The organism is Aminobacter sp. GW821-FHT11F06 (genome assembly GCF_058808215.1).
In genome coordinates this window covers 246,895-268,923 of sequence record NZ_JBXARL010000005.1, presented here as the reverse complement: position 1 = coordinate 268,923, position 22,029 = coordinate 246,895, and the positions used below count along the sequence as shown (strand labels likewise).

Genomic DNA, 22,029 nt, shown 5'->3' with positions numbered 1-22,029 from the left:
CGGCTAGCTGCGGAAACGGTCGATGATGACGCTGAGTTCAGCGCCGACCTTGATGCCGAGCAAAGTAGATATCAGCGGAATCGCGCCGGCGCTGAACAGCGTACCGAATTCGCCTTTGGGCAGGATGTGGCTGTCGAGGAAACCTGCGGCGAAGATCAGTCCGAGTATTCCGATCGAGACATAGAGCACGCCGGCCAGCGATTCCGTGATGCTCAATAAGCTGTGGCTCAGTCGCGATGACGGTTTGGCGAGCAACAGCAGCATGACCGCAGAAGCGACGACCGCGCCGCCCTGAAAGCCGCCGCCGGCCGAAAGATGCCCGTTCATGATGACATAGGCCCCGAACAGGAAGATCAGCGGCAAGATGACCTCGGCTCCATTTTCGACCAGTTCACTGGCGCGGCGAGGCTCCGGTTCCGGTTCGGGCTCTTCTTGCTGGGTGCCAGGCTTGCCGGCGAGAAGAATGCCGACACTGGCGGCGACCATGAACAGCACGGCGACCTCGCCAAGCGTATCGAAGCCGCGGAAAGTGATGAGAATGCCGGTGACGACATTCGGCGCGCCGAGTTCCTGCGGAACGACCGCTAAGTAGTGTTCGGCGAGTGCCGAAACGCTCTGCCGTTCGCTGTAGCCGCCCACCATGCGGGCAAAGATGATGCCGAACATCAGCACGGCAAGCAGCGTGAATACTCGCTTCATTGCGGCTTGCCCTCCTTGGCGTCGTCCTCGTCGCGCAAGGCATCGGCCATGGTTGACGGTGCCATCGGCGTGTGGATCGCGTGCGCCGCGCGAGACAGGGCGTGCGACGACAGCGGATTGGTCATCAGCACGAAGTAAGCGATGATCAACAGCTTCAGGGCCCAGTCGGGATGGTAGATGCCGAGGCCTGCCAGGACCAGGATGTTGCCCAGGGTCGAGGCCTTGGTGCCAGCCTGGATGCGGGTGAAGGTGTCAGGCATGCGCAGCAGGCCAAGGCCAGCCGAGAACAGGAAGAATGCGCCTGCGAGAACGACGATGCTGCCGATCAGCTCAGACATGCGTCATCCTTTCCCCCCACCGGTCCGGCGGATCGCATAAAGGAAGATCAGAGTCGCAAGGCCCGAACCAATGGCGGCTTCGGCCATGGCGACATCGGGTGCGGCGAGCAGGACGTAGGAGACCGCGGCAAACAGGCTCGCCAGTCCCGCGCTGACCATCGCCGCCATGAGGTTGTCGAGGCACACGGCAAGAACCCCGCTCACCAGGATGCTGCCGCAGACCAAAATGACGAGCAGCTCAAGCATGGGGATCACGGCCCCTTTTCGAGAAAGCGAGCAATGGCAAGCACGGCGAGGAAGCTCAGCAGGCCGTAGACGAGTGCGACGTCGAGATAGACGAAGCGCCCGGAGATATGGGCATAAAGCGCGATCAGCGAAATCGACACGACAGTCAGCATGTCGATGGCGACGACGCGATCGGTCGTGGTCCGGCCGATGATCAGGCGCACCACGCCGAACGCGATGCCGAGGAAAATCAGCACGCCGGCGATCTGCAGGATCGTCTCAGCCAAAGACCACCTCCAGATGCTTTTCGAACGGGCCAACGATCATCTCGGTCGCCTGGTCCGGATCCGTCGTCTTGACGTCGAGCCAGTGTATGAACATGGCATCGTGCCTCACATCCATGACAAGCGAGCCCGGCGTCAGTGCGATCGAATTGGCCAGAGCCAGCCGCCCGATGGGCGACTTCAGCCGCATATGAACCTTGACGATGCCGGGATGGATGTCGATCCTGGGTGCGTAGACATAGCGCAGCATGTTGATATTCGCCTTCACCAGCTCGATGAAGAAGGTCGCGGTATAGGCAAGGAAGTGCCATGCACCGCCCAGCGACAGGTCGGTGTGCCAGACGTTGCTGCGGCGCGCGAAGATCCAGGCGATGACGAGTGAAATGACCGCGCCCGTTGCGGCTATCGGCAATGCGGTGGACGAATTGACGATCAGCCACAGGACAAACAGGAACAGCCACAATCCAAGAAAGCCTTTGGGAAGTCCAAAAGGGCCACTCGGCGTGGGCTTGTCGTCCATTGGCGTTGTCATGCGCCGCTCCTGAGATGAGACGGAGTCATCGGATAAGGCTCGCGATCGCCACGCCGCCGAGGATGCGCGACGGCAGGTAGATGACCAAGGCTGCCGCACCTTCGATCGCCGAACCGCCATCGGCAAGGATGGTGTCGGTAGCGCTGGCTTGATCGCCCTCGATCAGGTGGCGCATTAGGCCGGCGTCGCCGACAAGGCTTATCAATGTCGGCGAGCTTGCGAATACGCTGTGGTTGCCGCCGTCCAGGTCCGAGGCGTCGAGAACAACGATGTCCTTTTCCTGCAGCAAGGCAATATCCGAGCCGCTGCCGACGCGCGGGTGTCCGCCAGCAATGCGCCTGGAGATGCTCAAGGCCCTGTCGCGGCGCGAAACGACTATAACAAATGGATGAGGAAGCTCGCCTATGTCTCGGACTTGGCTTTGGAAAGCGTCGATGTCGATGTCGGGGGCAGCGAGCACGACGCCGCTCAGCCGCTTGAGATATCGGCCACGGCCTGTCTGCGCCAGTTCGCGCAGAGCCTCCATCACCACATAAGCCCCCATCGAATGGCCGACCAGGGTGATCCTCCGGGCCTTGGTCCGAGCGGCGATCTCGATCGTCTCGGCAAGCCCGCCGCGTCCGACAACGGTACTGTCGCGATCGTAGACATAAAGCGGCAGCGAGCCAGCCGAAGGCCAGGCGTAGTGCAGCGTAATCGCTCGGACATTGTAGTCGTGCGCGATCTGGGCGGCACGGAAGATGCTGTCGGCGAAGTTGTTGTTGTAGCCGTGCACGAAGATGAAGATCTCGCGATCTTCCGGCGCCCGCCGCATGAGGGCTGCGTCGAGTTGATCGACAAACTTCTGGCGGTTTGCGATCGGCTGGTAGGTCAGCGCCGTAAAATGGCGTGCTGGATCAGGTTTGCGGCCTGATTTCTCGACATCGCCCGGTACATGGTTTTTAGGGATACCGATGTCGAACTCGGCGAAATTCAGCGTTTGCGATCTCTCAGCCGAAAAGGGCATGGAAAGATTGTCCGAGCGTGCCCGCGTTGTTGCGACATAGACCGGCACGACCGCAGCTGAAGTCGTTCTGTCTGCTGTGGCGTCGAGACCCAAGACCGCGCGTGGCCCGCCGCAGCCGGCAAGTAGCGTCACGAGCAACAGGAGCTGAAACAGGCGCTTTGCCAACATGCCTCGACCTTGCAAATTCACAGTAGATGAGAAGCAGTAAAATGGCGGTGCGGCAACCGGCGAACACTCTTGCGTGGTCCGAATTCGCGGTGACTGTGCTGCTTGCTCAAGAGAACGGGACTTGGCGCAAAGTTGTGGGATTCCTCGCCAATTGCCCGGCCTTGGCAGTCGGGCTGGATTGCCTGTAAAAAGGCGACTTCAAGTTGCGGCTTGCCTGTTTCGATTCGATGGTCCTCTCATCGTCGATGATTGCGTGGCCTATTTTGATTTGACGAGCCCCGAGAACCCGGCAACCGCAAGAAGGCTCAAGGCCCACCCGACAACCGACTGGAAATAGTAGTAATTCAAGGTCAGGCCCCCGTTGGGCTTCGACGGATCGGGTCGCCAATATTCCTTCTGGCCAATTTCCAGGACTGGCAAAAGCGCATCCAGAGAGTACATCCATGGATTGAATTCGGGATAGCTCGAGGCTTCAGGCTGGCTTAGAAAACAGGAGAGCTGGTTCTGCCCGGCCACAGCACGCCCAAGCATGACCTGGCCGGTCGACGGCATGTAGCGGCTTTCGGTTTGTTCGAGCGCGCACATCGTCCATTCAAGCGAGCGTAGGACGACCGGGCTGTTGGGCTTCAATGCGCCGCTCCGTTCGGCAAAACCGAAGACGGCCACCCCGATGCCCCAGAACAGGATGAGCCAAAGCAAGGCGAGCAGTGGCTGGCGACCATAGCGGACGGTCACTGCCAGCATGCCGTCGTTCAACGCCAGTGCGGACCGCAGTACAGGGCTCTTTGCGCGCGCCCGTCTTGCCCGCCGCTGCAGCCGTTCCTTGGCGATGAGAACAGCGCGAGCATCCTCGTCGTGCCCCATCTCGCGAAGCACCGTCGAAAGCTGCTCATAAGGCTGCGGCCAAAAATCCTCTTCCCAACGCTCGGGCACCTGGCGAGCCAGCCAATCAAGCCGGCTTGCAGCATCGACCGGACCGCCGATGAACGCCCCGTACTGACAACGATTGAGCAGCAGGTCGCCCCTTTTCGGCCAGGAGGCCTGTTCGTCGTCGATCGCGCCGATTTCGGTGGCTGTCAGATCGAGCGTCCCTTGAACCGACGCGCCGTGCCGAAGGAAGAAAGCGCCACTGACCCTGGCGCGATTGAGCCGCAGTGAATAGCCGCCTGGTTCGCATAGCGTGGCCGATGTGAGATCGACATCACCGCCGAAGTAGGCCCCGCGCATGCGGATCTCGCCCTCGATGACAGCACCGCGCAAGGCTAGGTCGCCACGCGCGGCGATGCCATCGCCATCCAGCGCCACCCCACCGGGCCGCTTGATATGGGCGCCAACCGCGTTGACGTCAGCACCGAGGCGTACCGACGAGATATTGATGCCGCCGCGCACATCGGCGCCACGCAGCAGGATGCCGCCTCTGGCCTCCAGCCCCTCAGCGTTGATTGCGACTCCGTCAGGTGCGGAGATGGTTGCGCCATCCGCCTCGATGCTGCCGCCCAGTCGAGCTCCGGAAAGTCGGATCTCCCCAGCCACACTCGCTCCACGGATGGAGAGGCCGCCACGGGCTTCAAGCCGGTCGGCCTGCAGGCCTGGCACCGCCGAACCGTCGAGAAACAGGTTGTCGATGATAGCAGAGCGCAGCACCGGGGAAGCGTCGAAAAGGCAGTCCTTGAGACGAATATCGCGCGGGACACGGCAACCTTCGAGATCGAGTATGCCAGTCACCCGAGCGCCGCTGACGCTCAATCCTTTTTCATGCGTATGGAAACCGTCGTCGCTGCCGAGGATAAGAAAACGCAATAGCTCCGCGCGCACGATTCGTGCCGGGTCGTCCCAATCTGGACGCGAGCCGTCGCCGAGCCTGTCGAAATCTCCCGACGTCAGGTTCGCGACGATCTTGCTCTCGGCTGCATTGAGCGGTTGGAAATCATCGAGGCTGGGTAAAACGGCAATCGCAGGTCCGGCTTCTGGAGGGCGCTGGTTCATGTGCGCTCCATTCGTGTGGCCCTGGTTTGTCTCCGCCGCGCACACGTTCCCACAGTGATTAGACCTCTGTCTGCGGGACAAGGCGATCAAAACGAGATCGCATATAGTGTCGTTCCTTTCGCCTTGGCAGTCATCGCGGCGTGAACGGAAACGGCAATCGAGTCGCCATAAAGCGATGCTGCCTGCCGCCGCTGTCGCGTTACTTTGCACCCCACGCGCCAATTGCAAAGCCTGCTTGCGCACTTGGCGCCAGAATAAGACGCAATGCACAGTTTTGGAATTGTAAGCTAATCCCGTCGGCGCATGAGCGCGCTAAAAACATTGAAGGCAGCGTTGTAACCATCGCTGATTTCGATGAGCGTACGATGCTTTGGGCAGTTGTCCGCGCTGGACTTGGTCCAAGATATTTATCAGTCCACCTAGGCTTTTTGCGGCGCTAGCGCGCGAAGCTTTGACTCAAGGGGAGCAAGTCATGTCCACCGCGAATGCCGCACCAAAGACCACCATGCAAAGGCTCCTGGATGGCATCGAGCGCGTCGGAAACATGGTTCCCCATCCCGTCGTCATCTTTCTCATCCTGATTGGTATCGTCATTGCATTGTCGGCCGTGATGGGGCTGTTTGGAACGGCCGTCACTTACGAACGCATCAATCCCGAAACGCTCGAGATCGAGCAGGCGAGCACGGCGATACGCAGTCTGCTGAACGTGGATGGCATCCGCTTCATGTATGAATCGCTCGTGCCCAACTTCATGAGCTTCACCGCAGTAGGCCTCATGATCGCCGCCATGATCGGCGCTGGAGTGGCTGAGGAGTCGGGGCTGGTCACTGCGCTTATCCGCAAGCTCGTGCTGGTGTCGCCGCGCTGGGCTTTGACCTACATCCTGTCCTTCGTCGGCATCCTCGCCTCCATTGCAGCGGATGCCGGTTATCTGGTGCTGATCCCGCTTGCCGGTGTTGCCTATATGGCAGTCGGACGGCATCCCCTTGCCGGCCTGGCTCTCGGCTTTGCCGCAGTGGCGGGTGCGTTTACCGTCAACATGCTGATCAAGCCGCTCGATGCCGTGCTGGTCGAGTTCACCAATGACGCCGCCGCTCTCGTCGACCCCAGCAGGACGATTGGCCTTGCCTCGAACGTCTGGTTCTCAATCGCGTCGGTACTGTTTTTGACCGTGATCATCGCGTTCATCACCGACCGCATGATCGAACCGCGCCTTGGAGCTTACAAGCCGGAGAAATCAAACGAAGGCGGCCCAGATGTGGGTGGCCCACTCACCGCCCAGGAATCGCGCGGGCTGCGTTTCGCAATGTTCGGGCTGATCGGCCTGGCTGTGGTTTTCCTGCTTTTGACGCTGCCTTCGGGTGCACCGCTGCGCAATGCGACAACCGGCGAACTCATCGGCAACTCGCCGTTCATGAATGGCCTGATCGCGCTCATCATGCTGTTGTTCCTGGTCACCGGCTGGGCCTACGGCATCGGTGCAGGCACCTTGCGAACCCTGACGGAGGTGATCGGGGCGATCGAGAAGTCGATCAAGAACATGGGCGGCACGATCTTCCTGTTCTTCGTGCTTAGCCAGTTCGTTGCCTATTTCACCTACACCAACATCGGCACTGTCATGGCGCTCAGCCTGTCGGGCGTCCTTCAGTCGGCCAATATCGGGCCGCTTCCCCTGCTGCTCGGCTTCATCCTTGTCGTTGCCATCATCGACCTGTTGCTGACTGGGGCAATCGCTAAGTGGGCGATCTTCGCGCCGGTCTTCGTGCCGCTGCTGATGAAGCTCGGTGTCGAGCCGGAAGCGGTGCTTGCGGCCTACCGCGTCGGCGACTCGCCGATGAACGCCATCACCCCGCTGAATGCCTATTTCGCGCTCGTTGTCGGCTTCGCCCAGAAATACGACAAGTCAGCAGGCGTTGGCACGCTTGTGTCGCTGATGCTGCCTTATGTCGTGTGGATGTTCGTGCTGTGGACCGCGCTCTTTGCGGTTTGGCAGATGCTCGGTCTGCCCTGGGGCCTGTGACCTCGATCCAGTCCGAAATCAAGCAACACTCAAAACGATCGGATGAAACCATGAGCAACATCTCTCAACATCTCGACGTCGCCGCCGCCGAAGAACATCTGATGCGGTTCCTGTCGGTCGAAGGCGTAACCGGTCACGAGGCCAACATTGCCGCTGCCGTCTCGGATGCGCTGCAAAAAGTCGGCGTGCCGGCTTCGGCCATCCGTTTCGACGATGCCAACAAGCGCATCCCGCTGCCCACCGAGACTGGCAATCTCATCGTCGACCTGCCGGGCACACGACCCGGTCCGCGCCTCCTGTTTTCGACACATCTCGATACGGTACCGCTCTGCGCCGGCGCCAAGCCCAGGCGGGAAGGCGACCGGGTTGTATCGGACGGCACCACAGCATTGGGTGGTGACGCCCGCACCGGCGTGGCATTGTTGGTCGTGTTGGCGGAGACGCTGATCAAGCACAAGCTGCCGCACCCGCCGATCACCTTGCTCTTCACTGTCCGCGAGGAAAGCGGCCTGCATGGCGCGCGCGAACTCAACCCTGCCGATCTTGGCGGAGCTGTCATGTGCATCAATGTCGACGGCCAATCGGCATCGGACCTGATCATCGGTGCGGTCGGGCAGGAGAACTGGGAAGTCGAGATCAAGGGACGCGCGTCGCACGCCGGCGTGGCGCCCGAAAGGGGCATCTCGGCGACGATGGTCGGCGCCATGGCGCTTGCCGAGGCGCGCAGCGCGGGCTGGTTCGGCAAGGTGGTCAAGCCCGACGGTCACGGCACGAGCAATGTCGGCATCTTCGGCGGCAAGGATGGCAAGCCGGCCGGCGATGCCACCAACGTGGTCACCGACTATGCCTACATCAAGGGCGAGGCGCGCAGTCCCGAGTCCGCTTTCGCGGCCAAGATCGCAGAAGGCTATCGCGACGCCTTCGCCAAGGCCAAGGCCGCGGTGGTCGACCATGAGGGCGACACCGCTGAGGTGAAATTCAGCCATGTGAAATCGTACCCGCCTTTCAAGCTCGAGGAAGACACGCCTGTCGTCAAACGCGCCACCAAGGCGCTCAAGATGCTGAGTATCGAGCCGAACTACCTGTTTTCCAATGGTGGGCTAGATGCCAATTGGCTCGACAAGCACGGCATCCCAACCATCACCATTGGTGCCGGTCAGGCTGAGATCCACACCATCAAGGAATATGTGAACCTTCTCGAGTTCGAGAAGGGCTGCCGCATCGGCGTGCTGATGGCGACCCTGGAAGACTAGCAGCTGAGGGCCGTACATGGTCCCTCGAAATCCCACCGCCGACACACCTTGCCCAAAATGGTGGCAAGCGCCAGCGGCGGTCTGCACCTGAAGGTTCGGCGGCCTTGTCATGGCCCAATGAGGAGCTGAGCGATTGAGTCCCATCGCATACACTGCCACCATCATCGCCGTTGCCGTCGTGCTGTTTGTCTGGAACAAAATTCCGGTGGTGCTGGTAGCCATGGGCACCGCCTTGTCGCTGTGGGCGACCGGTGTCCTGACCCTTGGCCAGTCACTCGGCGGCCTCGGCGATCCGGCCGTCATCTTCATCGCCTCGCTGTTCATCGTCAGTTCGGGGCTCGAAGTAACAGGTGTAACCGCCTGGGCCGGCCAGCTTCTGATCCGCGGCGCCGGCGAGGAAAGCCGCACGCGGCTCCTGCTTTTGACGATGCTGCTTGTTTCGCTGCTCACGGCCTTGATCAGCGTCAACGGCGCGGTCGCAGCATTGCTGCCAGTGGTGGTCGTTATCGCGGTCAGGCTCAAGCGCAACTCGTCCCAGCTGCTCATGCCTTTGGTCTTTTCCGCGCATGCCGGCTCGATGCTGGCGCTAACCGGCACGCCGGTAAACGTGCTTGTGTCGGAAGCCGCAGGTGACGCAGGCGTTGGCACCTTCAGCTTCTTTGAGTTTGCCCTTGTTGGCATACCGCTGCTGCTGGGTACGATGGCGATCATCGTGCTGTTTGGTCAACGGCTTTTGCCCGAGCGCAATGGCGCCACGATGCCCGCCGATTTCAGCCGCCATGCCAAGACGCTGGTCGAGCAATACGGCCTTGCCAGCGGCGTCTATCAAATGCGGGTTCGGGCAAGTTCGCCCTATGTCGGCGCGGCTTCGTCTTCGATCAATCTCACCGATTATCCGGGGCTGCAACTTGTTGCCATTCAGGACGGCGAAACCGCTAGTCCCATCCGCAGGCCGGCTGTGGCGGAAGGCGATCATCTGCTGCTGCGTGGTGATGCTGAATCTGCCGCGTCATTCGCCGCTACGATGCATCTCGCGTTTCGCGAGGAAGCCAAGCCCGGGCAGGGCGAGGAGACATTGTTCAACCGTCACTCCGGCCTTGCCGAGGTGGTGATCCCGCCGCGTTCGGGCCTCGTCGGCCACAAGGTCTTTCCGGGCATGGTCACCGACAGCGGCGACCTGATCATCCTGGCTGTGCAGCGTGGTGGTGCCGAAATCGCCGCCGATAGCGCCACCAAGGATTCAGGCGGCATTGTGCTGCAAGCCGGTGACACTATGCTGCTGCAGGGCACATGGAAGGCGCTCGATCTCCATCTCGACGATCCGGACGTTCTGGTCGTGAGCTCGCCAGAGCTCGTACGCCGCCAGGCAGTGCCGATGGGGCCGGGCGCGCGTCAGGCCATCGTCATCCTGTTTGCCATGGTCATACTGCTCGCCACGGGCATTGTCCCGCCCGCGGTCGCTGGTCTGCTGGCCGCAGGCGCGATCATCCTGACAGGCATCATGAACGTCGAGCAATCCTACCGCGCCATCAGCTGGACCACGGTCATCCTGGTTGGCGCGATGATGCCGCTCTCCACCGCAATGGTGGAGACTGGCGCGGCGAAACTGATGGCCGAGCATCTGGTCAATCTTGTTGGCGATGCCGGTCCACTCGCGCTGCTGGCCGGGCTGTTCTTGCTGACTGCCGTCATGGGACAGCTCATCAGCAACACCGCCACCGCACTCATCGTCATCCCGATTGGGGTGGCGGCAGCGACAGCGATGGGCATCTCGCCGCGTCCCGTGCTCATGAGCACGGCGGTTGCGGCCGCTGCCGCATTCCTGACTCCGATCGCAACGCCCACGAACCTGATGGTGATGGGGCCGGGCGGCTATGCCTTCAGCGACTATTGGAAGCTCGGTCTGCCGCTTCTGATCTGGTTTTTCGTCGTATCGGTTTTCATCGTGCCGCTGATCTGGCGCTTCTGACAAGGACTGACGGACCATGCGCAGCCGACACCTGAATTCACGCAATCATCTCAATAAGGGGGCTTCCTCCATGACACTGCGTCACCCGGCATCAAGACATAACGCCATGCTTGGCGCGGCCGCCGTTACAGTCGCTTCATTTCTTCTTGTCGGGTGCCAGAGGGAAGAGGAGACGGTGGTGCTGCCGCCGCGCCCGGTGAAGACGATGGCCGTGTCGTTCAGTCCTGAAGACACGTTCGGTACGCTCGTCGGCGAGATACAGCCGCGGATCGAAACCAGCTTCGGTTTCCGCCAGGGCGGCGAAATCAGGGAACGCGACGTTGAGGTGGGCGATATGGTTGAAGTCGGCACCGTGCTGGCGCGCCTGGATATCGAAGACTCTCAGGATGCCGTGCGCAAGGCGGAGGCCAATCTGTTTGCGGCCCAGTCGAATTTCGACAACGCCGACATGACACGCAGCCGTCAACAGCAGCTTTATCCAGGCACCATCAGTCGGGCTGCGCTCGATGCTGCCATCGCGCAGGCGAATGCTGCGCGCGCAGGAGTAGACGCGGCCCAGGCGGGCGTGCGCGTCGCCCAGAACAATCTCGACAACCGCGTGCTGAAGTCGAATGCCGCCGGTGTGGTGACCGCTGTTAGTGGCGATGTCGGCCAGGTTGTCGGTGGCGGACAGATGGTCGTGCGCGTCGCCCAGCTGGCGGAGAAGGATGCAGTCTTCCAGGTCCCAGAAGCAGGCATCCAGGGCGCCAGCCGCGATGTGAAGGTCGAGGCACGTTTGTTGAGCAATACAAACAGCAAGGCGACAGGCACCGTTCGTGAAATTTCGCCGACCGCCAATCCGGTCACCCGCAACTTCACCGTCCGCGTCGCCCTAGACACCGTTCCCGGTGATTTCCGGTTCGGCAGTGCGGTACGCGGCACGATCCAACTCGCGGGCGATCCTGTCGCCCGCCTGCCGATGACAGCACTGTTCAACCAGGATAATCGGCCTGCGGTATGGATCGTCAATCCGGCTGACAGCACCACCAAGCTTGTGCCGATCGATGTGGCGCGTTTCGAAACCCAGGATTTCCTCGTCTCGAGCGGATTGAAGGATGGCGACAACGTCGTTGTCGCGGGCGTACAACAGTTGCGTCCGGCCATGCCCGTCCGCCTGCTTGCCGGAGCCGCGCAATGAACGGCGGATTCAACCTTTCGGAATGGGCGATCAAGCGCCAGGGCTTGATCATCTTCCTGATGCTGCTCGGCGCCATCGCTGGTGCCATTTCCTACATGAACCTTGGCCGCAGCGAAGATCCTGATTTCACCGTCAAGACGATGCTTGTCCATGCAGTCTGGCCGGGCGCCACCATCGAACAGACCACCGACCAGGTTACCGACAGGCTGGAGCGGGCGCTTCAGGAGGTGCCACGCCTCGATACCTTGCGCAGCCTGACCAGCGCGGGACAGTCGGTCATCTACGTCAGCCTGGAGGATTCGACCCCACCGGACGAAGTTGCCGACCTGTGGTATCAGGTACGCAAGAAGATCGGCGATATGCAGACGACCCTTCCTGCAGGCGTCCGAGGTCCGTTCTTCAACGACGAATTCGGCGATACCTTCGGCATCATCTACGCTTTCACCTCTGCCGATTTCAGCGACCGCGAGGTTCGGGACTGGGCCTACGAGGCCCGCAACCGGCTGCTGCGTCTCGACAATATCGGCAAGGTCCAGCTTCTGGGCACCCAGGACGAAACCATCTACATCGAGTTTTCGGCTCAGCGGCTGGCAAGCCTTGGGCTTAGCGCCGCGACCGTGATCAGCACTATCCAGGCGCAGAACGCAGTCCTGCCCGCAGGCACGATGACCACCGAGGCCGATCGTACGGTCCTAGAAGTGTCAGGCGACCTGCGCAGCGAAAATGACATCCGCAATCTGAACATACCTACGGGGTCGGGCTTCGTGCGGCTTGGTGACATCGCCAGCGTCGTTCGCGGCACCATCGATCCGCCGCAGCCAATGTTCCGGGTCAAGGGCAAGCCGGCGATCGGAATTGCCGTCTCGATGGCGTCTGGCGGGGACATCCTGGAACTCGGGCGCAACATCGATACGGTGATGAGCCAGTTCGAGCATGACCTGCCGATCGGCATAAACATGATTCATGTCGCGAGCCAGCCGGAGGTTGTCACCAACGCCATCCGCGGCTTCACTGTTTCGTTGACCCAGGCCGTGATCATTGTGCTCGGCGTCAGCTTCATAGCACTTGGATTCCGCGCTGGCCTGGCAGTTGCGGTGTCGATCCCGCTGGTGCTGTGCATGACCTTCCTGTTGATGGAAATCACAGGCATCGCGCTTCAACGGGTGTCGCTGGGGGCGCTGATCATCGCGCTGACGCTGATGATCGACGATGCCATGGTGGCAGTCGAAATGATGATGTCCAAGCTCGAGGAGGGCTATGACCGGGTAAAAGCAGCATCCTTTGCCTATACCTCGACAGCCTTTCCGATGCTGGCGGGCACGCTCGTCACCATCGCCGGCTTCATCCCCGTCGGCTTTGCCCGCAGCGTGTCAGGCGAATATGCACGATCGCTCTTCTTGGTGATTACGTTCGCGCTGATCCTGTCGTGGCTTATCGCCGTATTGTTGACACCGATCGTGGGCCTTGCTGTCTTGAAGTCGGGCTCAAACACCGGCAAAAAAACCGAAAGCGGACTTGTTCGCGGCTTCAAGAAGATCCTTTATGCCTGCGTTCGGCTTCGTTTCGCCGTGGTGCTGGGTACGGCTGCGCTGTTCGTCGTGGCCTTGATGGGCGCCTCTTTGATGAAGCGGCAGTTCTTCCCGCCCTCCGATCGTCCCGAACTGATGCTTCAGCTGGTTTTGCCGCAGAGCGCCTCCACGCAAGCGACAGCCGCTGAAGTGGAGCGTGTCGAGGAGATTCTCAAGCTCGACGAGGACGTCGTCGACTGGAGCTTCTATGTCGGATCGGACGCCATTCGCTTCTATTTGCCGATGGATATCCAGGCGCCGGCGCCGTTCCGCGCTCAAGCCGTGGTGATCGCCAAGAGCGTCGCGGCACGCGATGCCTTGCAGGCAAGACTACAGCAGGAACTCGACGAAAAGTTTCCCAACATCGTTGCCCGTGTCTCGCCGCTTGAGATGGGGCCGCCGGTCGGCTGGCCGATCCAATATCGTGTCAGCGGTCCAGATGTTGCTGGCGTACGCGACCTTGCATGGAAGGTCGCTGACGCCATCGGTGACGTTAACGGGGTCATTACGCCCAATCTCGACTGGAATGAGCCAATCAGGAAGGTCGTGATCGATGTCGACCAGGACCGTGCGCGGCTCGTCGGGTTGAATTCGGCGGCAATAGCCCAGACGCTGTTTGCTACCGCATCGGGCCTTCCGATCACGCAGGTGCGCGATTCCATCTATCTGGTGAACGTCGTCGCTCGCGCCGCAGCTGAGGAGCGCACCAATATCGAGACGCTGCGTTCTCTGCAGATCCCGATCGGACCGAACCAGACTGTGCCGTTGTCCAGTATCGCCACGATCGAATACCAGACAACGCAGCCGATCATCTGGCGGCGCGATCGCGAGACCACTATCACCGTTCAGGCCGACGTCAAGGAAGGCGTCATGGCGGAGAGCGTGGTCAGCGCGGCGGAGCCCAAGATCGAACAACTGCGCAAGGACAATCCCAACTTCAAGATCGATGTTGGCGGCTCTGTCGAAGGTGCCGAGACCGGTATGGGTTCGGTGCTTGAGATGATCCCGCTGATGGCCATCATCATGGTCATCATCCTGATGTTCCAGCTACAGAGCGTCCAGCGTCTGCTTTTGGTCATCAGCGTTGTACCGCTGGGACTGATTGGTGTGGTGTTGATCATGCTGGTGACGAACACGCCGGTCGGCTTCATCGCCGTGCTCGGCATGATCGCGCTGATTGGCATGATCACCCGAAACTCGGTGGTGCTTATCGACCAGATCGACAAGCGCATAGAAGCTCAGGGAAAGTCCTGGCAAAGCGTTATCGATGTCACCGCCGAACGTGTCCGGCCGGTATTCCTCACAGCCGGCTCGACAATCCTTGGCATGCTGCCGATCATCCGCGATCCGTTTTGGGCGCCGCTTGCCTACACGGTCATTGGCGGTCTAGTGGTTGCTGCTGCCCTGACACTGATCTTCCTGCCGGCGCTGTACATCATATGGTTTCGCATTCCAGCGGAGCGGGACCCCGCCGAGGCCAAAGCTTATCCTGCCGAGGCAGCTATTGTGGCAGGCTGAGCAAGGTCAGATAGGTGACCCTACCCGGTGTGCCCTGGGTGGGTTGCCGAACGCCGGTCGCTTGAACGTCCAGAGCCAGACGTTGACGTTTGCCATTACTGCCCAGAATGAAACGGAATGCATAGCCGCAGGATTCACGGCTAATCCATTCCATGCGTTCCGCGCGATATGATTTGGCGCTCGTAACGCTTGGCGTTGGTTCACTCGTTTGAAAATTGGAGTTCGTCATGTCTGATCTGATCGTCATCGTCTATCCCACCGAAGCCAAGGCGGAAGAGGTGCGGGAACGCCTGCTCGATCTGCAGAAACAATACCTTATCAAGATCAGCGACGCTGTCATCGCAACCAAGAACGAAGCCGGCAAGATCAAGCTGAACCAGCTGCTCAACACGACCGCAGCCGGTGCTGTGTCCGGCAGCTTCTGGGGCCTGCTTATTGGGGTGCTCTTCCTCAACCCGCTGCTTGGCGTTGCCGTAGGTGCCGCCTCGGGCGCGCTCGGTGGGGCTTTGAGCGATTTTGGCATCAACGACGCCTTCATGAAAGAGCTTTCGGGCAGCCTCCAGCCCGGCAACGGCGCGCTTTTCGTGCTGGTGCAGGAAATGACTGCCGACAAGGTGTTGAAGGAGATCGCCGGTTTTGGCGGTGTGGTTCTCAAGACCTCGCTCGACGAAAGCAAGGAGCAGATCCTGCGCGACGCCTTGCAGAAGGCTTCGGCCACGCCAGCAAGCTGAGTTTTTGAGCAAATGAAGGTAGGTCGAATCCGTTCGGCCTACCTTCTATGATCAATGCTCCGATGTGGACCCCGGAATGCAACGGGGGATCGAAATCGGCTGCATTGCCGATAGAGGTACAGGCTTTATGTCCCGCCTGTGTCACTCCGCCCCCCCGCCGGTCCAGATGTGCAGCTTCGAATATGAGCCGATGCTCTTGCGCCGAGGATTTGCGCAACGGGCCAAAATTATGCCGCCACCTACAATGTTAGAATTTGCATTTGGTAGATTGCCATAAACCATCCTGAAAAACGTCTCTTCAAACCTTATGGTCGTCTGCTAGACTTGCTTGGCCAGTTCAGACTGGGCGGATGCTGCAACGGGGAGGTGGCAAGCCGGATCGACTATCCGAAACACAGCTTTGGGGCGGGGACTTTGCTGTCACGTCGCTTTCTGGGGAGGAAAGTATGATGGTCGAAGAGTGCGCGTTGGATACATATGCACGCGTTGAAAGTACGCCATCGAGTATTGCGACTACCTCCGCTCCTGAACCAAAAATGGCCAAGCCGGCCAGTATACCATTGCATGGACTCGACTTTTCCACCTCTGACCTGCCGACCAAGGACCAGTTCGCCGGCTGGCGCGACAATTTTGCGCCGATGCTGACATTTACCGCACCGGACCGGCAAGAGGTCGGCTTCGATGGCGACCAGACCATCTGGGACCTGGGTAGCCTGGCTTTTTCCAGGATACGCACCGGAGCACTTAAGTTCGCCAGTCTACCTGGACATGTTCGCCGCGATCCGCTCGATCACTGGATGATGACCCTTTTGCTCAACGGCCACTCTAATACCGTTGGCCCCACCAGAGTCCTCGATTGCGACTCGGGACTGGTGCAGGTGCATCCGCTCGGCCGGCCTTTCGAAGGCAGCGTCAGCAACAGCGACATGCTCATGCTGATCGTGCCGCGCGATTTTTGCCGAGACGCGGTTGGCACGCTGGACGCCGCCGAGTTCTCCGCGCTCGACTCCGGTATGGGGCGGCTTTTCGCTGATTTCATGGTCGGACTGTCGACCAGCCTGCCAACGCTCAATGCGGAAGATCTGCCAGGGCTGGTCCCTGCCATGCGCGCGATGATCGTTGCCTGCGTTGCGCCCACCGCCGAACATCTTGACGCCGCGCAAGACCCGATCGGAACGGTTCTGCTCGAGCGGGCGCGCCGGTTCGTCTCATCCAACCTCTACGATCCCGCGCTTGGCGCCGAAATGCTGCGGCGTGCACTCGGCATCTCGCGCACGCGGCTTTATCGTCTGTTCGAGCCCACCGGCGGCGTAATGAGCTACATCCAACACCGGCGCCTGCTCGATGCCCATTCAGCGCTTGCCAATCACAGCGACGGCCGTAGGATTCTCGAAATCGCCGAAGAGCGTGGCTTCAGCGACGGCGCCGACTTCAGCCGCGCCTTCAAACGCAAGTTTGGCTATAGTCCGAGCGACGTCAGGGCGCGCGGGCTGGGCGAGGGCGGGGTCAAGCCATGTGCTGAGATCGAGGCTGACGCGCCTTCCAAGCGCTGGGGCGCGCTCCTGCGCAGGCTCCAAGGTTGACGTCACGCGTTGGTCGGTTTTGCGGCGGCCCTTGCGGTCCGGGGGCTGGGCTTCGGCATGGTCTTTGCCGTGGCAACAGTGTTCTTTCGCGCCAACCAGGTACCGTGCGGGCTGGCGCTGACCCTGATGGGAATGGATGTCGCCGCGACGGTCGGCCGGACTTTTTCCGGTATGCCAGCGAAGGCGATCTTCCAGCCGGTGGCCGTGCCTTACCTGAGCGAGATACTGGTCATCGGGCCGGCCTTCCTTTCGTAGAACGTGCTGGTCTACCTAATCTTCATCATCCTGCCGATAGACCTTAACTATCTGATATTCAAGACGGGCCACGGACTCAACACGCGCGCGGTCGGAGAGAACCCGGCCGCCGCCGATGCGGCTGGCATACCGGTCTTGGCGAAACTGCCGAATTCGACAACATCAATGCCTTTGCATTCGCGAAAGTGCTGATCGTCGAAGAAGAAGTTGCCATAGCGAAAATAGCAGCGGCGCGTTCTGTGCGGTGCTGAGTTGCGCTGCCTGTCCGGCCGCTGCGATCTCGGCCCTGATAGTGTACCGAGAAGCCAGATGTTGGGCGTCTCGGCTTCGAAATCCGCTTTCACAGCGTCCGGAGCGGCCGGCAAATTGAAGAGCCATTGCTCCAGCACTTCCGGCTTGTCGCTTCGTACGTGATCCGTATGCGCCAGTGCCACATTGTACGGCATCGTGAGGCTGTGGCCGGGCCGCGTTCTCAAGGTCGTGGGCACGCCTCGCTGGCCAATGGGTGGAGGCACAAGATGCAGACGCAAGCAGGATCGGGGTGGCGAGGCGACGCCTCATGCGCTCAAAAGCGAAGGGTTCCGGTTCTCATCGGTTGGCGGCATGGGTTTTCAGGCAAAGCGCCGGGGCCGGCCGCCCGATCCTTTCAGGAGGCGGGACGATGAGCGTCGATGCGCTATTGTCGCCGGCAGCAGCGTCCGGCTTCGTCTTCGGCCTTGGGCTCATCTTTTCGCTTGGCCCCCAGAACCTCATGCTCATCCAGGCGGGAATGACGCGCAACCATCCCTTTGCGGTCGCTTCTACCGGCTATGTCTCGGAAATAGCCTTGGTGATCATGGGAATTGGCGGCCTCGGCACGCTGCTCATGCATTATCCGACAATTTCCGGAATCCTGCAGGCGGCTTGCGCCGGGTTCCTCACATGGTGGGGCGTGCGTATCCTGCTCAAGATCAGCCGGGCGTCCGGGACCGAGGCTGCTGCAACGGACTGCAATTCCCGTTTTCGCGCGATCGGTTCGATGCTCGTCGTCACTTGGCTGAACCCACTGGTCTGGCTCGAGGCGATGTTTCTCGTCGGCGTCTTTTCGTCGAGCTACGGCAGCGAGGAGCAGACGGGCTTTGCCATCGGTTTTCTCTCGGCTTCAGCCATCAAATTTTATGGCTGGAGCCTGGCGGGGGTGAGCCTGTCCAGCTGCTTCGACCGCCCGATCTATCGCAAGCGCATGGATGCGGTCGCAGGCTTGGTTCTGATCTCGGCGGCCCTGTTGCTTGCTGGCAATATCTTGAAAGGTGCCTAGTGCAATGGTGAAAACTCAACGCAGATACGGAGCGACCAAAGCTCGGATTTCCGCCGCTGATGCTGTGTCTCCAGCTGAAAGTAGAGCTCGCTCGTAGCGCGCATGATCGTCGATTGCGCCTTCGATATCATCGCGTGAAAGCCGCTCCTTGATGAGCGCTTTGCAGATGGGACCGGCGTCCGGATAAAATTCCAAGGCTCGGAGATAAACGGAGCGGGCCGCACGGGAGTCCAGCTGGCGGCCGATCTGCAAGGCTAGATCGACCAGATCGCGACGCACTCTGTCGGCGGCGGCGAGCGACCAGGAGCGGGATCGTTCGTGCATGAGCAAGGGACCGGGGAATGCCTGGAACAGCGCCTCGGCATCCGGGGGCAATCCATCCGCCTTTCTGCTTGCTGTCGCGACGGCTTTCAGCCGTGCTTCCCAGTCGGCGAGGTCGACCCAGACCTTGTTTGACGCAAGGCGAAGCTTGCCTTCGCGCTGGACGATGAGATCGGTCCCTCCCAACAGCTTGCGCAGCCGGTGAAGCGCCTGTTCGCATGCTGCCCGTGCTTGATCACCGTCAAGGTCAGGCCAAAGCCAGTCCTGAAGGCTTTCGAGCGCGCAGGTGTGGTCTTGCGAGATCGCAAGGGCGCGCAGGATGTCGAGGGCTTTGGTCGGATGTTTGCTGCCGAGATGGAGCGGCTCGCCATCGAGTTCGAGCTGGAACCCACCCAGGACCCGGACCCTGAGCGGCCATGGCCAGGACGCCCGTCGTTGGCGCGGCACAGCCAGCAGGCGTTCGCGGATCAGAGATCGGCAGAACTCGGGCTCGATGCCATGCTCAAGCGCATCGGCGAGAAGTTCGCTGAGCAACTCCGGAAGATTGAGCAGCACCATTGGCCAATGCGCGCCGCGAAGTTCTTCCAGCAAGGCTTTCAGCCGCTCGGGATAGTGCGGGTCATCGCCCCACAAACTCTCCAGCGCAGCCGCAGCCAGGATGCATATCTCGGTCCGCTTGCGGGCACCGCCGTCGAGCCGGGGCAGCAAGTCGTTGAGAAGGGCTGCTGCTTCGCGCGGTTTTCGGTCCGTCAGCAGCACCTGGAACTTGGTGATGTAGTGCGGCCAGCGTTCGACCATCGGCTCGTTGGCGGCCTCGATTGCGGCCATGAAGCGGTCGCATTCCCTGTAGGCCGCCGTGAAATCGCCTTGCCTCGCCGAGAGCGCGGCACGGCAGTCGGCGACGACAGCGACCTGCGTGGTGAAGCGGCTGTCGGCGATCTCGGTCAGGCGCCCGACGATCTTGTGGAACTCGGCAAAATCGTTGCGGAACTTCATCTGCATCTGAAGATGATAGAGCCCGCCGAACTCAACGCCCTTGAGCGCCTCTCGCTCGCCGATCGTGATCGCCGCCCGCAACGCGGCTTCCGCTGACGGATAGGGAAAGTCCCGCCTTTTGTAGGGAAAGTAGCGGCCGCTTTTTGCCCCAAAGGCGACCAGCCACATGCCGAGGATCCAAGGCAGCACATCCTTGTCGCTCAAGTCGTCAACAACGCTGTCGACGGCTTTTGCGAAAATGTCGGCGCGCATCGTCGAGACCGAATGTTCGATCAGCGACTCGCTCGCCAGCAACCGCAGGCCGCTTGGGTCCTGCTCGGGGTTTTTGACAAGTCGTTCCAGCAGTTCGGCTTCCAGCGTCTGTCCAGCCGCGTTGCTGCGATAATAGTCGTCAGCGAAGTTCAAAGCGCGCAGCATGCCGATGCGCACCAGCAGTGCTTCCTCGGCAGCCAGTTCCGGAAGCCCTCGCTCGTTGAGCTCCAGCGCTCGCCGGGTCCATGTCGAAAGACCTTCATAGGTCCGCCAACTGTCCGTCTTGACCAGCACCGCCCTCGACACAGTCAGGCACAAGCCGGGCAGATCGTCGGCTTCCTCAAAGGCATGCCATGCCTTTGAGAGCCAGTGCTCGGCCGCCGCGTCATCTGGCATATGGGCCACGCCGAGCCAGTAGAAATGCCAGCCGTTCATGAATGCCACAGGCAAGAGGCCAGACCATTCGATGAAGGTTGCCCGGCGTCCTTGGGCCAGCACTGCCTTTGCGCGGCCCACGATAAGATCGCTCGCTTCGCCCCAATCCTCAGCCTGCAAGGCAAGCGATATCGCGTCATCGTAGCGGTTGGCATTCACCAGAATCCGCGCTGCCTTTCGCCTGAGCGACCGCTGATCATCTTCGGGCAGGCTCTGCCCGAAGTGCCGGTCGAGAAAATCCCGCAAGAGGTGATGCAGGGAAAAGACATCGCCGCTGCTTTCCGTGCGCGTGACGAGCAGTTGTCGCTTGTAGAGCCTATCGAGCAACTCTCCAGCCTCGTTCGACCCGATCATTTCGTTTGCCAAAGCAGTGCTGATCTCGGGCAACAGGTTGAGTTTCAGCAGCATGTCTTGATCGGCGGAAGAAAGAGAAACGAAGAAATGGCGCTCGATAACGTCCGGCAGCGTGTTCTGCACACCGGCCGCCATCTCGGTTGCGTCAACACGTCCCAAGGCGGCATTCCGGTCGGCAAGGAGAACCAGCCCGATCGCCCAGCCGCGCGCGGATTCGATGTCGACTGAGATGGCGGCATTCTTCGAACGCAGCTGGACGAGATCGCGTGCTTCCGAAGTCGAGAATTCGAGCTCAAACCGGTCGACAACGGCCATGTGGCTCTTGAGAACGAGGTCGCCCAGTTCCTCCTGAGGCAGTATGCGCGATCCGCAGACACATCGGACCGTATCAGGAAGTTCCCGGAACATCATCGAAAGCATCGCCCGAAAGTCGGGTGTGTCGGCGTCGTGCAAATCGTCGAGGACCAGGATGGTGCCGGGCTTCAGCCGCGCGAAATAGGTTCTGAAGAAACGCCTGGAAAATTCCCTTGGCTGTTCGGCGTACTCCACGCCGAACACCGGCATGTCGCCGACAGCAGCGTGCGATTGCGTCAGATACTGGAAGAAGCGCGCGATATCCCGGTCGCCTTCATCGACGCGGTACCACACATGTGGCGCCTTGATGCTGGCGAGATAGTCGACGATCGCGGTCGTCTTGCCATAACCTGCCGGTGTGGCCACCCAGCACACGCCAGGCCGCGCCGCCCGATCTATCGCTTCGAGAACGCGGCTTCGTCTCAAAACCTCGGCGTTGCGTGGCGCCGCTAGCTTGGCGATCCTGCCTGCGCCCGAGGATTTGTTCCTCGCCGCAAATTCGACAGTGTTTGGGGGTGGCATGCGCACTCCCGTTCAAGCAACCCTCGAGCACTGATCGTGTCGAGGCAACCGTCCCGCCGCCTGGCTTGGCCTCAGCGTAGCGCAACCGTCAGACAAATCGTAGTGGCTATGTAGCGAGTTGCTAATATGAATGCATGGCTCACACCGCAGCGCAAAGGATCGGCCCGGCTACGACCAGGTCGGACC

18 protein-coding genes are annotated in these 22,029 nt (G+C 60.8%); 9 read left to right on the top strand and 9 right to left on the bottom strand.

Translation table 11 applies throughout. From position 1 onward, the window contains the following. Positions 1–3: 3 nt before the first annotated feature. The 7 genes from mbhE to AC1RTB_RS14795 all read right to left on the bottom strand — a co-directional run bounded on the left by mbhE (position 4) and on the right by AC1RTB_RS14795 (position 5,238). On the bottom strand, positions 4–699 hold the full coding sequence (mbhE, locus tag AC1RTB_RS14825) for a hydrogen gas-evolving membrane-bound hydrogenase subunit E (RefSeq protein WP_492881229.1): 696 nt from the start codon (positions 697–699) through the stop codon (positions 4–6). Next, positions 696–1,037 (bottom strand): monovalent cation/H(+) antiporter subunit G, encoded by a 342-nt coding sequence (gene mnhG / locus AC1RTB_RS14820; RefSeq protein ID WP_492881230.1) that lies wholly within the window; start codon positions 1,035–1,037, stop codon positions 696–698. Before mnhG ends, mbhE begins: the two co-directional genes overlap by 4 nt. Before the next feature lie 3 nt (positions 1,038–1,040). Next, positions 1,041–1,283 (bottom strand): hydrogenase subunit MbhD domain-containing protein, encoded by a 243-nt coding sequence (locus AC1RTB_RS14815; RefSeq protein ID WP_476788793.1) that lies wholly within the window; start codon positions 1,281–1,283, stop codon positions 1,041–1,043. A gap of 5 nt (positions 1,284–1,288) precedes the next feature. Beyond that, positions 1,289–1,549 carry an MrpF/PhaF family protein gene (locus AC1RTB_RS14810; protein WP_492881231.1) on the bottom strand — a complete coding sequence of 87 codons (261 nt, stop codon included), beginning with the start codon at positions 1,547–1,549 and terminating at the stop codon, positions 1,289–1,291. After that, positions 1,542–2,078: a Na+/H+ antiporter subunit E gene (locus AC1RTB_RS14805; RefSeq protein WP_492881232.1), complete on the bottom strand. Its 537-nt coding sequence runs from the start codon at positions 2,076–2,078 to the stop codon at positions 1,542–1,544. The genes AC1RTB_RS14810 and AC1RTB_RS14805 overlap by 8 nt, the downstream gene beginning before the upstream one ends. 25 nt (positions 2,079–2,103) lie before the next feature. Then, a complete protein-coding gene (locus tag AC1RTB_RS14800; RefSeq protein WP_492881233.1) occupies positions 2,104–3,252 on the bottom strand; it encodes an alpha/beta hydrolase in 1,149 nt (382 codons plus the stop codon). A gap of 258 nt (positions 3,253–3,510) precedes the next feature. Beyond that, positions 3,511–5,238 (bottom strand): hypothetical protein, encoded by a 1,728-nt coding sequence (locus tag AC1RTB_RS14795; RefSeq protein ID WP_492881234.1) that lies wholly within the window; start codon positions 5,236–5,238, stop codon positions 3,511–3,513. A 472-nt stretch (positions 5,239–5,710) separates the two neighbouring features. On the opposite strand from AC1RTB_RS14795, the gene AC1RTB_RS14790 reads away from it, so the two are divergent. The 8 genes from AC1RTB_RS14790 to AC1RTB_RS14755 all read left to right on the top strand — a co-directional run bounded on the left by AC1RTB_RS14790 (position 5,711) and on the right by AC1RTB_RS14755 (position 17,312). After that, entirely contained in the window at positions 5,711–7,258 is a 1,548-nt protein-coding gene (locus AC1RTB_RS14790) for an AbgT family transporter (RefSeq protein ID WP_492881235.1), read from the top strand. A 50-nt stretch (positions 7,259–7,308) separates the two neighbouring features. Next, positions 7,309–8,511 (top strand): M20/M25/M40 family metallo-hydrolase, encoded by a 1,203-nt coding sequence (locus tag AC1RTB_RS14785; RefSeq protein ID WP_492881236.1) that lies wholly within the window; start codon positions 7,309–7,311, stop codon positions 8,509–8,511. 133 nt (positions 8,512–8,644) lie between these two features. Further along, a complete protein-coding gene (locus AC1RTB_RS14780; protein WP_492881237.1) occupies positions 8,645–10,480 on the top strand; it encodes an SLC13 family permease in 1,836 nt (611 codons plus the stop codon). Between the two features lie 70 nt (positions 10,481–10,550). Further along, a complete protein-coding gene (locus tag AC1RTB_RS14775) occupies positions 10,551–11,657 on the top strand; it encodes an efflux RND transporter periplasmic adaptor subunit (protein ID WP_492881238.1) in 1,107 nt (368 codons plus the stop codon). Further along, positions 11,654–14,743 carry an efflux RND transporter permease subunit gene (locus AC1RTB_RS14770; protein WP_492881239.1) on the top strand — a complete coding sequence of 1,030 codons (3,090 nt, stop codon included), beginning with the start codon at positions 11,654–11,656 and terminating at the stop codon, positions 14,741–14,743. Before AC1RTB_RS14775 ends, AC1RTB_RS14770 begins: the two co-directional genes overlap by 4 nt. A gap of 227 nt (positions 14,744–14,970) precedes the next feature. Continuing rightward, positions 14,971–15,474 carry a DUF1269 domain-containing protein gene (locus tag AC1RTB_RS14765; protein ID WP_492881240.1) on the top strand — a complete coding sequence of 168 codons (504 nt, stop codon included), beginning with the start codon at positions 14,971–14,973 and terminating at the stop codon, positions 15,472–15,474. A 446-nt stretch (positions 15,475–15,920) separates the two neighbouring features. Further along, a complete protein-coding gene (locus tag AC1RTB_RS14760) occupies positions 15,921–17,057 on the top strand; it encodes a helix-turn-helix domain-containing protein (protein WP_492881241.1) in 1,137 nt (378 codons plus the stop codon). Positions 17,058–17,066: 9 nt separating this feature from the next. Then, complete coding sequence (locus tag AC1RTB_RS14755; protein WP_492881242.1) at positions 17,067–17,312, top strand: hypothetical protein; 246 nt, start codon at positions 17,067–17,069, stop codon at positions 17,310–17,312. Positions 17,313–17,359: 47 nt separating this feature from the next. Here AC1RTB_RS14755 and AC1RTB_RS14750 read toward each other — a convergent pair whose 3' ends face one another. Further along, entirely contained in the window at positions 17,360–17,758 is a 399-nt protein-coding gene (locus tag AC1RTB_RS14750; RefSeq protein ID WP_492881243.1) for a hypothetical protein, read from the bottom strand. A gap of 215 nt (positions 17,759–17,973) precedes the next feature. Here AC1RTB_RS14750 and AC1RTB_RS14745 point away from each other — a divergent pair, with 215 nt between their 5' ends. Then, entirely contained in the window at positions 17,974–18,609 is a 636-nt protein-coding gene (locus tag AC1RTB_RS14745) for a LysE/ArgO family amino acid transporter (protein WP_492881244.1), read from the top strand. 15 nt (positions 18,610–18,624) lie between these two features. Here AC1RTB_RS14745 and AC1RTB_RS14740 read toward each other — a convergent pair whose 3' ends face one another. Then, positions 18,625–21,687, bottom strand: a complete 3,063-nt coding sequence (locus tag AC1RTB_RS14740; protein ID WP_492881245.1) for an AfsR/SARP family transcriptional regulator — start codon at positions 21,685–21,687, stop codon at positions 18,625–18,627. Between the last annotated feature and the right edge of the window lie 342 nt (positions 21,688–22,029).

Bases quoted from the DNA above. Each gene is read 5' to 3' on its own strand.
- mbhE (WP_492881229.1), bottom strand. From the start codon at position 699: ATGAAGCGAGTATTCACGCTGCTTGCCGTGCTGATGTTCGGCATCATC.
- mnhG (WP_492881230.1), bottom strand. From the start codon at position 1,037: ATGTCTGAGCTGATCGGCAGCATCGTCGTTCTCGCAGGCGCATTCTTC.
- AC1RTB_RS14815 (WP_476788793.1), bottom strand. From the start codon at position 1,283: ATGCTTGAGCTGCTCGTCATTTTGGTCTGCGGCAGCATCCTGGTGAGC.
- AC1RTB_RS14805 (WP_492881232.1), bottom strand. From the start codon at position 2,078: ATGACAACGCCAATGGACGACAAGCCCACGCCGAGTGGCCCTTTTGGA.
- AC1RTB_RS14800 (WP_492881233.1), bottom strand. From the start codon at position 3,252: ATGTTGGCAAAGCGCCTGTTTCAGCTCCTGTTGCTCGTGACGCTACTT.
- AC1RTB_RS14795 (WP_492881234.1), bottom strand. From the start codon at position 5,238: ATGAACCAGCGCCCTCCAGAAGCCGGACCTGCGATTGCCGTTTTACCC.
- AC1RTB_RS14790 (WP_492881235.1), top strand. From the start codon at position 5,711: ATGTCCACCGCGAATGCCGCACCAAAGACCACCATGCAAAGGCTCCTG.
- AC1RTB_RS14785 (WP_492881236.1), top strand. From the start codon at position 7,309: ATGAGCAACATCTCTCAACATCTCGACGTCGCCGCCGCCGAAGAACAT.
- AC1RTB_RS14775 (WP_492881238.1), top strand. From the start codon at position 10,551: ATGACACTGCGTCACCCGGCATCAAGACATAACGCCATGCTTGGCGCG.
- AC1RTB_RS14770 (WP_492881239.1), top strand. From the start codon at position 11,654: ATGAACGGCGGATTCAACCTTTCGGAATGGGCGATCAAGCGCCAGGGC.
- AC1RTB_RS14765 (WP_492881240.1), top strand. From the start codon at position 14,971: ATGTCTGATCTGATCGTCATCGTCTATCCCACCGAAGCCAAGGCGGAA.
- AC1RTB_RS14760 (WP_492881241.1), top strand. From the start codon at position 15,921: ATGATGGTCGAAGAGTGCGCGTTGGATACATATGCACGCGTTGAAAGT.
- AC1RTB_RS14750 (WP_492881243.1), bottom strand. From the start codon at position 17,758: ATGCCGTACAATGTGGCACTGGCGCATACGGATCACGTACGAAGCGAC.
- AC1RTB_RS14745 (WP_492881244.1), top strand. From the start codon at position 17,974: ATGAGCGTCGATGCGCTATTGTCGCCGGCAGCAGCGTCCGGCTTCGTC.